11 protein-coding genes are annotated in these 14352 nt (G+C 60.0%); 3 read left to right on the top strand and 8 right to left on the bottom strand.

Annotated elements, in window-relative coordinates; all coding sequences use genetic code 11:
* Positions 1-38: 38 nt before the first annotated feature.
* Positions 39-1382: an MFS transporter gene (locus HMPREF2857_RS06475; RefSeq protein ID WP_070643213.1), complete on the bottom strand. Its 1344-nt coding sequence runs from the start codon at positions 1380-1382 to the stop codon at positions 39-41.
* Between the two features lie 817 nt (positions 1383-2199).
* On the opposite strand from HMPREF2857_RS06475, the gene HMPREF2857_RS06470 reads away from it, so the two are divergent.
* Entirely contained in the window at positions 2200-3489 is a 1290-nt protein-coding gene (locus HMPREF2857_RS06470) for an MFS transporter (RefSeq protein WP_070643211.1), read from the top strand.
* A 129-nt stretch (positions 3490-3618) separates the two neighbouring features.
* A complete protein-coding gene (locus HMPREF2857_RS06465) occupies positions 3619-4584 on the top strand; it encodes a GDP-mannose 4,6-dehydratase (protein ID WP_070643225.1) in 966 nt (321 codons plus the stop codon).
* A 6-nt stretch (positions 4585-4590) separates the two neighbouring features.
* Here HMPREF2857_RS06465 and HMPREF2857_RS06460 read toward each other — a convergent pair whose 3' ends face one another.
* The 7 genes from HMPREF2857_RS06460 to HMPREF2857_RS06430 form a co-directional block, all read right to left on the bottom strand.
* Complete coding sequence (locus HMPREF2857_RS06460; RefSeq protein ID WP_070643209.1) at positions 4591-5586, bottom strand: DsbA family protein; 996 nt, start codon at positions 5584-5586, stop codon at positions 4591-4593.
* Positions 5587-5635: 49 nt separating this feature from the next.
* Positions 5636-6058 carry a DUF2304 domain-containing protein gene (locus HMPREF2857_RS06455; RefSeq protein ID WP_070643207.1) on the bottom strand — a complete coding sequence of 141 codons (423 nt, stop codon included), beginning with the start codon at positions 6056-6058 and terminating at the stop codon, positions 5636-5638.
* A complete protein-coding gene (locus HMPREF2857_RS06450) occupies positions 6055-6759 on the bottom strand; it encodes a glycosyltransferase family 2 protein (protein WP_371441568.1) in 705 nt (234 codons plus the stop codon). The genes HMPREF2857_RS06455 and HMPREF2857_RS06450 overlap by 4 nt, the downstream gene beginning before the upstream one ends.
* A gap of 11 nt (positions 6760-6770) precedes the next feature.
* Positions 6771-7592: a glycosyltransferase gene (locus HMPREF2857_RS06445; RefSeq protein ID WP_070643205.1), complete on the bottom strand. Its 822-nt coding sequence runs from the start codon at positions 7590-7592 to the stop codon at positions 6771-6773.
* An 81-nt stretch (positions 7593-7673) separates the two neighbouring features.
* On the bottom strand, positions 7674-9035 hold the full coding sequence (locus HMPREF2857_RS06440) for a polysaccharide biosynthesis protein (RefSeq protein WP_070643203.1): 1362 nt from the start codon (positions 9033-9035) through the stop codon (positions 7674-7676).
* An 18-nt stretch (positions 9036-9053) separates the two neighbouring features.
* Positions 9054-10514 carry a M1 family metallopeptidase gene (locus HMPREF2857_RS06435; protein WP_069359072.1) on the bottom strand — a complete coding sequence of 487 codons (1461 nt, stop codon included), beginning with the start codon at positions 10512-10514 and terminating at the stop codon, positions 9054-9056.
* 10 nt (positions 10515-10524) lie between these two features.
* On the bottom strand, positions 10525-12699 hold the full coding sequence (locus HMPREF2857_RS06430; RefSeq protein ID WP_083310522.1) for a prolyl oligopeptidase family serine peptidase: 2175 nt from the start codon (positions 12697-12699) through the stop codon (positions 10525-10527).
* A gap of 82 nt (positions 12700-12781) precedes the next feature.
* On the opposite strand from HMPREF2857_RS06430, the gene lpdA reads away from it, so the two are divergent.
* Positions 12782-14197, top strand: a complete 1416-nt coding sequence (lpdA, locus tag HMPREF2857_RS06425; RefSeq protein ID WP_048732524.1) for a dihydrolipoyl dehydrogenase — start codon at positions 12782-12784, stop codon at positions 14195-14197.
* Positions 14198-14352: the final 155 nt, after the last annotated feature.

The raw sequence follows: 14352 nt of genomic DNA, 5'->3' as shown, positions 1-14352 counted from the left end.
ATCAGACCCTCGGTCGGTCAGACCCCTAGCTGTGGGAACTAGACGCGCGACTTAACTTCGTCGAGGTTAGTCTCCGGGTGCTCGATGAGGTCACGGTCTTCGAGGCCCTTCGGCAGCAGGAACAGGGCGATCAGTGCCGGGATAGCCATGGCCATCAGGTAGATGGAGATGTAGAACGGGTTGCCGGTGGCGTCCATGATCATCTGGGCAATCATCGGTGCGAATGCACCACCCAGGACAGCGCCGATGGCGTAAGCGATGGAAGCGCCGGAGTAGCGAACCTCAGCCGGGAACATCTCGGAGTACATGGCCGGCTGCGGGCCGAAGGTCAGTGCCAGCGGCAGGGTGAGGACTGCGACGGTCATGACGTAGAGGAACGGGCCCTTATCCAGGATGTTCCACATGACGGCTTCCCAAATCATGATTAGGACGTAGCCGATGATGAAGGTCTTGGCGCGGCCGATACGGTCGGACCAAGCGCCAGCCATGAACATGAAAATGGTCCAGCAGATACCGGCGACGAGAGTGCCTGTCCAAGCGACGGTTGCGGAGTAGCCCAGTGTCTTCTGTGCGTAAGCGCCGAAGAATGCGATCACGAGGTAACCGGTGGCCTGCTGAGCAGCGAAGATCAGGGCGCCCTGGATGACCTTGCCCCAGTGGTTGCGGAAGAGCTCCGGCAGCGGAGCGGAGCGCTCAGCAGACTCAGCCTGCATAGCCTGGAAGACCGGGGACTCATCGACGGTGCGACGAATCATGTAACCAATCAGAACCAGGATGAAGGACAGCAAGAATGGCACACGCCAACCCCAGTCCATGTAGGCTTCCTCGCCGATGATAGCCATAACAATCAGCATGGTTCCGGTAGCCAGGGTCAGACCCAGCGGAACACCGGCCTGCGGGAATGCGCCGTAGATACCGCGCTTTTCCTTCGGTGCGTACTCCACGGACATCAGGGCTGCACCGCCCCATTCGCCACCCGCGGAAAGGCCCTGGAAGATACGGAGCAGAACCAGCAGGATAGGTGCAGCGATGCCGATTGACTCATAAGTCGGCAGCAGACCGATACAGAAAGTAGCTGCACCCATGCCGATGAGGGTGAAGACCAGAATCATCTTGCGGCCGTAGCGGTCACCGATATGGCCGGCGACGATAGCGCCAAGCGGGCGGAAGAGGAAGGAAATACCCAGGGTTGCCCAGGCGAGCACCTGAGCGACCTGTGGGTTCGACTTCGCAGCCGGCTCGATGAAGTGCGGAGCGAGCACGATAGCTGCGGCCTGAGCGTAAATCAGGAAGTCATAAAACTCGATGGTCGTACCCACGAGAGTTCCCGTGAGCACCTTGCGGCGCTGCTTGGGATCATTCGCGATGATCGAAGTAGTCATAAATAACAAGACTTTCTTTACATACCCGTCCGCACGGCCATCGAGGACCTTGGCGATCTCAGCGGTCGTGCAGAAATCGCCCCAGGTTTTTCTCAGCCAGCGTTTGGGGAATGGACAGATTGTTTGACGGTGTCGAATTCTTACACAGCCAGGCCTGTAGCGACCAGCGTTTGAACTTCAGCGAGCGATGACAAAAAGTGAACAACGGGGGTAATAGGGGGTGGTGAATGGCGGTAGAATTCCTTTGTTTGTGACCGGATTCATTTCCTGAATGTCTAGGAAGGGTGGAATCGGGGGTGTGCGAAGGGTGCGGAAAGGGCGCTGCTTAACGACGGTCCGTTTCCGGCCTAATGTGCGCGACCTGATGTCCGTCCATGCGCGAAGTTGTCTTAAATAGGGGAAATCTGCGTTTTATGACTGTTCGGCTACCCCCACATTGAACTAATTTGTAATTATATAATCAGAAATTGTGTGAATGATGTGGCAAAAGTGACGCAAGACATGAAGGAAGTAACGGAATGATAACGATGTAGTGTCGAATAGGTCATTGCCCCCGGATGGGGCAGGGGCGCAAGGTCGGCAATACGCCACCCCGAGACGGGGGTGTGAGCCCCAGGTTTCAGGGGCATATATGCCGAAACCAACCCGAGGTGCCCAAACTGGGCACGCCACCGGATTAGCCGCCACTCCACTAACCGACTCAGTTGCCCCGCCCCGCCTGCTCAACTATCTCGGCACACCTCTTGTGGTTAGCTCCGGTGGCTTAAATCTGCACCATTGTGCGTAAGGCGCTGGGGACCGTCGTAAAGTAAACGACATGTCTTCTCACGCAGGAACTAACGGCAATGAAAATGAGGTACCTCACGGCAGGGCCAAATCCAATAAAGGCACGCCGTTGTGGCTGCTCGCCGCAATTGCAGTTTTCGCCGTCGCGTGGGGTGGCAATGAATTCACACCGCTGATGGTGATGTACCGCGAAAACGCTGACCTGGCGCCGGTGTTCATTGACCTTCTATTGCTGGTCTACGCTCTCGGCATCGCGCCGGCACTGCTGATTTCTGGCCCAATCTCGGACCGTATCGGCCGTAAGCCGGTGATGCTCGCCGCGCCGGTGCTCTCGATTCTGGGCTCGACTCTCATCGCGCTGGGCGAGACCATCGCCCCGCTCATCCTCACTGGTCGTTTTATCTCGGGCTTGGCAGTCGGCATTGTCATGGCCGTGGGCGGCTCGTGGGTAAAGGAGCTTTCCGATCCACGCTTTGACCCCAAGGCCACTTCCACCTCGGGCGCGAAGCGTCAGTCCATGGCGTTGACCTTGGGCTTTGGCCTGGGTGCGGGTATTGCCGGCACGTTGGCGCAGTTCGCACCGCTGCCGGGGCAGTTGGCTTATATCATCCACATCCTGATTTCTATCCCAACGATCTTCGGTCTTGTGGCTGTGCCGGAGACCCGCCAGTCGCCGCACCTGGGCGGCAGCAACGCTCCGCACGAAAGCGTCTGGGAGTCTCTACACACCCCTTCGGTAACTAACCGTCGCTTCCTGCTCGTCGCCGCGATGGGAGCGCCGTGGGTCTTCGGTGCAGCCGGTGTTGCCTACGCAATCATTCCGTCGTTGCTTCAGGACCACGTCTCACAGCCGGTGTTCTACTCCGCGATGGTCACACTGTTTGCGCTGCTCTGTGGTTTTGGTATTCAGCAGATTGGTCCACGCTTTGTGACCGAGCACAACGCCCGCGGTTCGCTGATCGCAATGGGCATTGTGGTTATCGGCATGGGAATGGCCGCATGGATGTCCACCAACCCCACCGCAGTGACGGCGTTTATTGCAGCGCTGGTGCTGGGCACGGGCTACGGCCTGGCCATGTTTACCGGTCTTAACGAGGTACAGCGCATCGCCGGTCCGCGCGATATGGCTGGGCTGACCGGTATCTTCTACTGCCTGACTTACATAGGCTTCGCATTCCCGGCAATTCTGACCAAGCTCTCCCAGTCCATCTCCTGGATGACCTACCCGGTCATGCTCGGTGGCGGTATGGTCATCGCCATCCTGATGGGCTTGGTTATTTACTTCAATTCCACCGTCAACCTGCCACAGCGCGCTGAGTAATCTCGCATTCCCTGGAAGACTAATCAACCCCGTCAATGTGAGGTTGGCACACGTATAAGCGGCTTTCCTTACTAAGCGCCTATAGTTCTTCCTATGGAGAAGCACAAGAACGAATCACCGGCCACCGCGATGACAGAATCGTCGGCAAGCGCGAAACCTCGCGCGCTGGTGACGGGCGGTGCCGGATTTATCGGTTCGACGCTAGTTGACCGGCTGCTGGCTGAAGGGTACGCGGTCACGGCGTTGGACGATCTCTCCCACGGAAAGCTGGACAATCTCCAGCAGGCATCGCTTAACGACGACTTTGAGTTCATAACCGCCGATGTGCTGGAGGTGGACTGGGACGAGCTGCTCGGGCAAAACCGCCCGGAGGTTATTTTCCACCTCGCAGCGCAGATTGATGTGCGGATTTCCGTAGCCGACCCGGTGCGAGATGCGACGCTGAACATCATTGGCACAATCAAACTTGCCGATGCGGCCCGAAAGCACGGTGTCCGCAAGGTTGTGTTTACATCTTCGGGCGGTTCCATCTACGGCACGCCGGAGGAGCTTCCGGTGTCGGAAAGCGTGCCGGTTAATCCGATGAGCCCCTATGCCGCTTCAAAGGCGACGGGCGAACTGTACTTGAATATGTTCCGCAACCTTTACGGGCTCGAATGCTCGCACATCGCGCCGGCGAATGTGTACGGCCCGCGGCAGGATCCGCACGGCGAGGCTGGTGTGGTGGCTATTTTCGCCCAGCGTCTGCTGGCGGGAGAGCCGACCAAGGTGTTCGGTGACGGCGGAAATACCCGCGACTATGTGTATGTCGACGATGTGGTGGATGCTTTCTACCGCGCATCCGGCGAGGTCGGTGGCGGAATGCGCTTTAATATTGGCACCGGTGTAGAAACCTCGGATCGGCAGCTGCACTCGTTGGTGGCGCAGGCTGCGGATGCCGAGGATAACCCGGAGTTTGCACCGCCGCGCACTGGTGATGTGGCGCGGTCGGCGTTGGATCCCACGCGGGCGCGTGAGGTACTCGGCTGGGAGCCGGCTATGAGTATTCAGGAGGGCGTTGCCCGTACTGTGGAGTACTTCCGGAATCAGGGCTAGCGCAGCTTACTTGCCAGCTTCTTCCATGCGCTTAGCGTGGATGAGAGCCAGCTCGATATTGTCCTCGAACACGTCAAGAGGCTGTGCGCCCGAGACGAACTGCGTACCAACGAGGAAGCCCGGAGTACCGGAAATGCCCAGCATGGAGCCGAACTGGGTGGCATTCTTGACCGCCTCGGTCCACTTGCCGTCCTTAAGCTCCTTTTCAAAGCGCTTCATGTCCGGCACACCGGCCTCGCGAGCGACGGCAATCAGGTCTTTCTCAGTGAACTCCGGGTGGCCCTGGCCCTTTTCCCCGGCCTTCTTAAACAGCGCACGGGAGAATTCCCAGAACTTGCCCTGAGCTGCCGCGGCACGGCCGGCCTCAGCATCCTTGATGGCCTTCTCGCCATTGATGGCCATGTCGTTCCACTCCAGGCGGACCAGTCCCTCGTTGACGTACTTTTCCACGAGGTCAGGCTCGGTTTCGTTTGCGAACTTCGCGCAGAACGGGCACTCGAAGTCCGAGTAGATCGAGATTACGACCGGCGCATCCACTGCACCGAGAGCAAAAGGATCATTTTCATTGCGGCGGTGGACATTGTCCATATCCTCCGGGGACTTCAACTGTGCTCCCGCCTTTGGTCCGTAGATGCTGGCGTCGAAAGAGCCATTCGGACCAGGCACAGGCGCAATCTCGCCCCTGCCTGGTGCAACACCCGCCATGTTGACGGTGCTCACGCCGTTGAAGCTAGCCGAACGCGAACCAGCGAAGAAGCCCGCTGCACCGACAACAATCAATGCGACGACAGCTAGCGCCCACGCGGCGTTCGGAATCGAGTACCACGACTTAGTTTTCCCACCGCTGTCGGCAGACCAGGACTCCAAGTCCTGCTCAGTGGGTACCGGCTGAGAATCCTGCTGGGGTTCCTGCGGTGTCTCCTGCCACGCTGCGTCTGCCGAGGGCTGCTGCGAATCGCTGCTGTTGTCAGCGGCGGCGTTGTCCTTATTTTCTTCGCTCATGGCTTCTATGGAACCACAGCCTCAGATTCACATGCGCTTAGCGTGCCGATTAGTCGGACGGAGCGTTGTTCTCGACCTTCGTCGCGCTGTCCTTTTGGCTGCTGTTCTGGCTGCCCGAAATCACAATTTCTTCTTCCGGACGCACAGCGGTCTTCAAAGCCACTGCACGAGCCAGTCGCGCGTAGCGTAGCTCCTGTTCGCGGAAGCGGATGTAGGACGACACCGTGGTAAACACAAACGCCAACACCAGTACGTAGAGCAGCAAATCGGTGCCCCGGTTCACGCCAATCCAGTTGGCTACCACGGTCAAATCGTCGGGACGCACGATTGCCCACAGGCACGCGACGACGAAAAGGACGAAGCCCAGCTTCACGCCCGCCTTGGCACGCGCTTTACGACGGTTAGCGACGAAGTAAGCCACCAGGCCCACCATCGCCAGCAGCAAAATAATTTGAACGATGGATGCGGTCATGGCAGCCTCTTCGAAATCAGGGAGTCGGCAAGGATATTGACACCGTTGAACAAGGATTGCCCTTTGGACATGGAGTATTCCGTGTAGAGGATATCCACCGGCTGCTCAGCGGTACGCCAGCCTCTGTTGTCCATGACCTCGACAAATTCGGAGGCATGGCTCATGCCGTTCATGCGCAGGTTCAGTTGCTCTGCCACCGTGCGGTTGAAGGCGCGCAGACCGTTGTGGGCGTCGGTAAGCCCGAGCCGACGCGTGCGTGGTGACAACATGACCACCGTCTTGAGGACAATTCGCTTAATCAGCGGCACCTGGTCATCCTCGGCGCGAGGGCGGCCGAAACGGGTTCCCACAATGATGTCGATTGGTTCGGTACGCAGTCGCTGCACCATGGCGACGACGTCCTTGACCTGGTGCTGGCCATCGGCGTCGAAGGTGACAAAGTACTTCGAGCCAGCCTGCGCGCGAGCGTATTCCACGCCGGTCTGGATAGCCGCACCTTGACCCAAATTGACAGGGTGGTTGACCAGGTGAGCGCCGGCCCTGTGAATCTCCAGGCTGGAGTTATCCGAAGAGCCGTCGTTGACCGCGACAATGTTGGGGAAGGTCTCGCGAGCGTGCTCGAGAACCTCACGAATAACCTGGCCCTCGTTGTAGCACGGCACAATCAGCCAGGTGTCCGAGAAATCCATGTTGTCAGTCATCGTTCCGAAGCCTACCGCACAAACAATCGTCGGTATGCGCGTGACATGAGCTGAGATGGCAAAAGTCGGAAAAGTGTCCGCACCGCCAAGTTAAACACCGCCCGCGGCCTGGAAATCAGCCCCTCAGCTACCAGCGTGCGCTGGAGCTGACGTTCACCGCGGATGATGCCGCGCGAGGTTCGCCGCTCGAACATGCCGTCGGCACGGAAGTACACCAGCGGCTCGGGCAGATTCTCAAACTTCGCGCCGGCGGCCATGAGGCGCACCCAGAGGTCGTAGTCCTCCATCAGACGGATGTCGCGATACCCACCGACCTCACGCACCTTCGCCGTTCGTAGCATCGAGGAGGGGTTATTCACGGGTGAATTAATCTTGATATAACGCGCAATCTCGGCGTGCGTCTGCGGCAGAGTCCGCACGCGCACCACATTGTCCGGCGTGCCCTCGAACTCCGCCATTGCACTGCCCAACACATCCAACTCCGAATCGGCAGCCAGCGCATCCCACTGCTTTTCAAAGCGGTCCGCACGCGCAATATCGTCCGCATCCAGCCGCGCCACCCATGGCGTTTCCACCAACTGAAGACCCACCTGCGAAGCCACTCCCGAGCCGCCATTTTCCGCACAACGCAGCACGGTCATCTCCGAATGCGCCTGCTCATGCTTGACGACGACCCGGTCGAGTTCCTGCCCGATCGGGCCATCGATGACCACAATGACGTGCGCGGCCGGACGCGTCTGGTTCCACAGCGACTGCAGCGCAGCATCGAGCTGGTCGGGGACGACGCGGTGGTAGACGGTCATGAGAACCGTGAGGTTAGTGATGGTGGACATGTGAGTCTCGAACCTTGGGAGTTGCAGGGGGATGTGGACAGTTTTTTTTGGGGGGGGGGACCGCATTGGATGCGGGTGGTGTTATTCCACCGCAAAAGCCTCCGATACGGCTGACCTGGCAGCACGTGGGGAAAGTTTGCGCAGCGCAAGCAGGTGAATGACAACACCTACTGCTGAGCCTACGGCGATAGCCGCGACCGTGCGTACCGACAGGTGCCCAGGAAGGAAAAGAATGGCAACGGCGATCGTGGTCGCAACCAACCAACCGATCAGATACATATGGTGCTTTTCCACTGCCAAGGTGACCGAGCCGGTAATCATCAACATGGCGGTCAACGTCGCACCGAGCGTCAGCGCTGCGAGCACCGGCCCGGACACGTGATAGCTATCGTCCAGGATGAGAGTCATAATCCACGGGCCGATGAGCCATGCCAGGCCCGCCCCGAAGGTGCCGAAAGCAGCCAGCGCCCCCAACGGCTTGGCCAGCGCTGCCAGCACGCCTTCGGAGCGATGCCGGACAAAGCTCACAATGATGGCGTTTTGGAACTTCTCTAAGGGCATGAGCAGCGGAGCGCGGGTCAGCGTTACGGCGTAGGCGATACCCGCAATGGTCACCGCTGCGGTGAAGTTGTTGGCATGCGGCGGGGTCAGCGACTCGGCTATCCCGGCGCCAGTGGTGACCGCTTCGCCGGCAATCTTGACGATTGTCGGAAAACCTGTGACCAGCACAGCAGATGCGCCGGATGCGCCCATGGCCGTGACCATAAGCGCGACGAAGCGGCGCACCGGGACGTCGGCACGCGCGAACATGACCGAGCGGGTTGCCGGGGAAAACAGCGCGAGAATGAGCCAACTGACAGTGCCGAATACCGTGATAATCAGCCAGGCCAGCAGGCCCCAGCCGAAGTACCAGGCGATGAGTGCCAGAGCCACGCGCACGAGAATGTCAATCATGATTAGCGCGGCGTAGGGGCCCCACAGTTGGCGGCCGCTGAGCAGACCCGAGGTGGTGGCCTGCATAGAGTACAGCGCCAGACCAAAAGCCATAAGCAGAATTGCAGTGCCGGCGTCATCCTGCACGACCAGTGGGGCCCACAGCGGACCCGTCACTGCCATGGTGACGAAAGTAACTGCGGCGACGCCCAGGGACACTGTGATGGGACGAGCGCCGAGAACTTGACGTGCTTCCGAGGCTTCCTGCTCCTGGCTCTGCCTCTGCTCCTGTTTTCGCTCCCGCTCCCGCGATTCCGCAGCACCGATTGCGCGCGTGGTCTCCTGCATCAGCCCGCCGAGAACACCCGTGAGCGCGAAGAAAAGCCCCCAGAACGCCACGAACTGCAGGTTTACCGCATTGGGAAGTGCGCGGGCCGAGATAATCAGCACCGCGAAGCTGCCTATCGCTGCGACAATCGTGGCCAGCGACAACCATTTGAAACCGGACATTGACGTGCCTCTAGCTCTCTAGTCCTTGGCCTTCGAGTAGCCGAGCTTTTCAAACTGAGCGGCCAGTTCCTCGTCCACGATTGGAGCACCATTATCGTCGATGCCCTGGTCAGCAGGGGAACGCGTTGGGTCGGTGGGGAAGTCCGGCAAGGAGCTGCGTGACAGCCAGGAGTCAAAGATGACATCCAGGTGCGAGGTGGTGATGCCACGCTCACGGCATACGCGGTTGGCCAGTGCGCGGAAGTCCACTGCATCGACCACACTGTGGCGGTTGGTGGTGGTCCACTTGCGCACCAGGTCGAAGAACACCTCGTCGCCCAGCAGCAGACGCAGAGCGTGCACAGTCAGCGCGCCGCGCTTGTACAGACGGTCGTCGAACATCAGCTTGGGCCCTGGGTTGGCGATGACGATGTCCTGATCATCTTCAAGCAGGTCCAGGTAGTGCTTGCGGGCGTGCACATCCGCGCTGGCACCGCCGCTGACCTCGGACCACACCCACTCGGAATAGCAGGCAAAACCCTCGTTGAGCCAGATATCGCGCCACTGCGAAATGCCGACACTGTTGCCGAACCACTGGTGCGACAACTCGTGGGCAATCAGTCGATTCCACGTGTCCTTGCCGTCGGCGTGGTTGGCTCCGAAGATGGACAGACCCTGTGCCTCGATGGGGATCTCCAGGTCGTCTTCACAAATGACCACCTGGTAGGCACGGAAGGGGTAAGGGCCAAAGAGCTTGGCGAATTCATCGAGCATGCGTCCCTGGTCGCGGAAGTCATGGCGGGCATTGGCCACCAACTCAGAGGGCACCCAGGCCACTACGGTCGAGGTCTGGCACGGCAGCTCGACCTTCTTAAACTGGCCGACATTGATGGTGGCCAGGTAGGAGGCCATGGGCTCCTCGGTGACAAACCGCCAGCGGCGGCGCGATCCGCCCACGTTCACCGGAGCGTCGGCAAGCCCTGGTGCGACGACCTCGTAGGGAGCGTCGGTGACCATTGTGAACTCGTAGAACGCCTTGACCTCGGGATCGTCATCGCAGGGGTACCACGACGCCGCGCCCACCGGCTGCGATGCCACAAGCGCGCCGTTTTCCAGTTCCTCCCAGCCAATTTCGCCCCACTTCGAGCGCACCGGACGTGGCGTGCCCGAGTAAGTGACAATCAGCCGCAGCGTCTCGTCGGGAGCCAACTCGCGGTCAAAGGTGACGCGCAGCTTGCGTCCCGAATGGCGCCAGCGCTTTACATCGATTGAGTGTGCCTGCGAATCGGAAATCGCATCCACCGAATCGGCCCCCAGCGCATCCGCAAAGTCGAGCGTGATGTGTGAGGTCCAAGCATTGATTTCGATATGCAGAGTCGCCGTCGCCTTCAGACGATTCGGCCCGACCCGATAATCGAGGTCCAGCTCGTATTTGTTCACCCGGAAACCCAGGTTGAACGCAATACCGGTATAAGGATTAGTGAAATCAGCGCTACTCACGGCTGTTACCTTACTTGAGCTTGTTCCACAGCCACGTAGATATGAGTGCCTCGACGAACGCGACCTGCGAATTATCCGCCGCACCGGCGTGGCCTCCTTCGGTATTTTCGTGATAATCCACCGGCTGTCCCGCTTCCTCCAGCAGCCACGCCAGGCTCCTCGCATGTGCCGGGTGGACGCGGTCGTCCCTGGTAGACGTCGTAATCAACGCTGGCGGGTAGGCGCGCTGCTCTCGCTTGACGACGCGCTGGACCGGCGAATACTGCGCAATCGCAGCCCGCTCGGTGGGGTCGTCCGGGTTTCCATATTCGGCCATCCAGGAGGCTCCTGCGGACAGCTTGTGATAGCGCATCATGTCCGCCAGTGGCACCTGGGACACCACTGCGCCCACCAACTCCGGGTAGGAGGTTAGGCAGACAGCGGTCAGCAGCCCGCCGTTGGAACCACCGCGCACGCCCAGCTGCTCGCGCGTGCAGTAGCCGCGTTCAACCAGGTCGCGCAGCACGGCCTGATGATCCTCATAGACCCTCATCCGCTCAGTCTTGACCACCGAGGAGTGCCAGGTCGGGCCGAATTCGCCACCGCCACGCAGGTTGGCCTCCACGAAGTACCCGCCCCGCTCGAGCCAGGTCAGGCCACGAATCGCCGAGTACTGCGGGACCAGTGAGACCTCGAAACCGCCGTAGGCGTGCACGAGGGTAGGGGCTGGGTTCGGAGTGGGTGTGGCTGTGGTTGTCTCTGCACTAGCGCCTGCGTCAGCACTTGCACCAGCCCCCGCGCCGAAGCGACCGGTGATGCGGTACGGAATCCGCGTGCCATCGACCGAGGTCGCCCAGTGCTGCCGCGTCTCCATCCCCTCACTGTCGAAGAGCGCCGGAGCACGCCGCACTTCCGTGAGCGGGCTGCCGACCTGCCCGTACCAGAGGGTTGCCGGCTGCGTTGCCGAGGTCGAAACCAACCAGATCTCATCGTCGCGTTCAGAGGCTGTATCAATCACGCTCACAGTGGCCTGCGCAGGTAACTCGCCGAAGGCCTCCACCGGCTCCCATGAGGCCTCGCGCAAGACAACCAACTTCGTCGCGACATCCTCCAACAGCGTCAGCACCAGGAAGTTCTTCGTCCATGCGAGCTGCTGGAACGACGTGTGCGCATCCGGGGTGAAAATCACCTCCACCTCACGCGAGCCTGCCAGCCACTTTTCTAGCTCCACAACAGCCACGCCACCAGCCGGAATGCCGTTGAAGTCCGTGCGCGGCATCAGCACCAGCCACTGCCTATGGACACTCGTCCGGCAGTCCTGCGGCACCTCCAGAATCTGCAGCGAAAAGTCCCCATTCTGCTGCGCCGCCAACTTGCCCGAACGCTCCGCTGCCACGAACCGCTGCGAATTATAAAAATCATGCGCACGCTCGACAAACAGCCGCTCGAAACCCTCCGTCGCGTCGAACCAGCCGCCCACGGCCACATCATCACTGTGGCCCGAGAAAATCACATCCGCGCTTGACGACGGCATGCCTCGCCGCCACCTACGCACTTGCCGCGGGTAGCCCGAATCCGTCAGTGACCCCGGACCAAAGTCACTGCCAACGAGAATCTCGTCACGGCCCAACCAACAGACATCGGACTTCGCCTCCGGGAGGTAGAACGGCTCATCCTCGACAAAAGTGCAATTGTCGAGGTCAAACTCCCGCACCACGGTGGCATCGGCGCCACCGCGAGAGAGCAGAATCAACGCGCGGTCATACTCCGGATAACGGCACACCGTGCCCTTCCAGACCCAGTTTTCTCCCTCGGCTTTCGCCAGCGCATCGAGGTCGATGAGAGTTTCCCACTCGGTCGCCTGCGGATCTTCCTGGCCAGCCAGATAGCTCTGCAACGACGTCCGCCGCCACAGGCCCCGCGGATGCTCGGCATCCCGCCAGAAGTTATAGAGGTACTCGCCGCGCCGCACCGGGTATGCGATCCGGGCATCGGTGTTGAGCGCAGCCAGGATGCGTTGTTCCAGGTTGGTGCGGTCGCTGGTGTCGTCGGCAAGCGAATCGACGCCTGCGACGGTGGCCTCCGACTGCGCGCGAGCCCACGCCAGCGCCTGGGAGCCGTCGATATCGTCCAGCCAATCGGGGACAAGGTCAGTGGAGAGGAAGGAGAAATCGTTGCCCAAGTCGGTGTCCGTGTCGGTGCCCATGCCCACCACCGTAGCCGACCGCAGTAGGTAAAACCGGGACTCGCGCGTGAAGTAAAGACAAGTCGTGCGTAGACTTGTGCACGTGGCTGAACATTTTGATCTTGTAGTACTCGGCGGCGGTCCTGGCGGATACGTCGCAGCAATCCGTGCATCCCAGCTGGGTCTGAAGACCGCTGTGGTGGAGAAGCAATACTGGGGCGGTGTCTGCCTCAACGTTGGCTGTATTCCATCCAAGTCTCTGTTGAAGAACGCCGAGGTGGCGCACATTTTCAACCATGAGGCTAAGACCTTCGGTATCTCCGGCGATGTCTCCTTTGACTTCGGTGCCGCACACGCGCGTTCGCGCAAGGTGTCCGCGGGCATCGTCAAGGGTGTTCATTTCCTGATGAAGAAGAACAAGATCACCGAAATCAACGGTTTCGGTGAATTCACTGGCCCGACCTCCATGGCCATCACTGATGGCGATGACAAGGGCAAGGAAATTACCTTCGACAAGGCGATTATTGCAACCGGCTCTGTCGTCCGTTCCCTGCCGGGCGTTGAGGTCGGCGGCAACATCGTTTCCTACGAAGAGCAGATTCTCTCCGACGAGCTGCCGGACTCCATGGTTATCGTCGGCGCTGGCGCCATCGGTATGGAGTTCGCATACGTCTTGGCTAACTACGGCGTGGACGTCACCATCGTCGAGTTCATGGACAACGTTCTGCCGAACGAGGACGCAGACGTCTCCAAGGTTATTGCCAAGGAATACAAGAAGCTGGGCGTCAAGCTCATGACCGGGCACAAGACCACCTCCATCGTGGACAATGGTGACTCGGTTGAGGTCAAGGTCGAGGCCAAGGATGGTGGCGACGAGCAGACTCTGACCGTCGACCGCGTTATGGTCTCCATCGGCTTCGCACCGCGCACCGAGGGCATCGGCCTGGACAAGGCCGGTGTTGAGCTGGGCGAGCGCGGCGAGATTGTCATCGACGAGTACATGCGCACCAACGTCGGCAACATCTACGCCATCGGTGACGTCACCATGAAGCTGCAGCTGGCACACGTCGCTGAGGCACAGGGCGTTATCGCAGCTGAGCACATGGCGGGTCACGAGACCGAGACCATCCCGGACTACAACATGATGCCGCGCGCAACCTTCTGTAACCCGCAGGTTGGTTCCTTCGGTAAGACCGAGGCGCAGGCCAAGAAGTGGGCAGAGGAGAACGGTCGCGAGATTAAGGTCTCCACCTTCCCGTTCTCTGCAAACGGTAAGGCCCAGGGTCTGGCGGAGCCGGCTGGTTTCGTGAAGCTCATTGCAGATGCCGAATACGGCGAGCTGCTGGGTGGCCACATGGTGGGCGCCAACGTTTCCGAGCTCATGCCGCAGCTGGTCCTGGCTGAGAAGTACGAGCTGACCACTGAGGAAATCGGCCGCGCCGTCCACATTCACCCGACCATGTCCGAGGCTATGAAGGAAGCAGCTGAGGGCGTTATGGGCAAGATGATCAACCTGTAAGAGGTTGTGGCTTTGCCCCGGGGCCAGTTTTCGCTGGTCCTGGCTCTCACCGGGCTGGTCCCGGTTCAGGCAAATACGAGTTAGTGCTTAAGTTTATGTCAGTTTGACCGTGAAAATCGGTGGGTAGGGTCAGGCGGTGAATGCATCACCACTTT

Source organism: Corynebacterium sp. HMSC076C10, from assembly GCF_001812455.1.
In the GTDB taxonomy this organism is placed as follows: domain Bacteria; phylum Actinomycetota; class Actinomycetes; order Mycobacteriales; family Mycobacteriaceae; genus Corynebacterium; species Corynebacterium jeikeium_D.
The sequence above is the reverse complement of the archived record's forward strand: the minus strand, read 5'-3'. Positions and strand labels throughout refer to the sequence as shown.

Bases quoted from the DNA above. Each gene is read 5' to 3' on its own strand.
- HMPREF2857_RS06475 (WP_070643213.1), bottom strand. From the start codon at position 1,382: ATGACTACTTCGATCATCGCGAATGATCCCAAGCAGCGCCGCAAGGTG.
- HMPREF2857_RS06470 (WP_070643211.1), top strand. From the start codon at position 2,200: ATGTCTTCTCACGCAGGAACTAACGGCAATGAAAATGAGGTACCTCAC.
- HMPREF2857_RS06465 (WP_070643225.1), top strand. From the start codon at position 3,619: ATGACAGAATCGTCGGCAAGCGCGAAACCTCGCGCGCTGGTGACGGGC.
- HMPREF2857_RS06460 (WP_070643209.1), bottom strand. From the start codon at position 5,586: ATGAGCGAAGAAAATAAGGACAACGCCGCCGCTGACAACAGCAGCGAT.
- HMPREF2857_RS06455 (WP_070643207.1), bottom strand. From the start codon at position 6,058: ATGACCGCATCCATCGTTCAAATTATTTTGCTGCTGGCGATGGTGGGC.
- HMPREF2857_RS06450 (WP_371441568.1), bottom strand. From the start codon at position 6,759: ATGACTGACAACATGGATTTCTCGGACACCTGGCTGATTGTGCCGTGC.
- HMPREF2857_RS06445 (WP_070643205.1), bottom strand. From the start codon at position 7,592: ATGTCCACCATCACTAACCTCACGGTTCTCATGACCGTCTACCACCGC.
- HMPREF2857_RS06440 (WP_070643203.1), bottom strand. From the start codon at position 9,035: ATGTCCGGTTTCAAATGGTTGTCGCTGGCCACGATTGTCGCAGCGATA.
- HMPREF2857_RS06430 (WP_083310522.1), bottom strand. From the start codon at position 12,699: ATGGGCACCGACACGGACACCGACTTGGGCAACGATTTCTCCTTCCTC.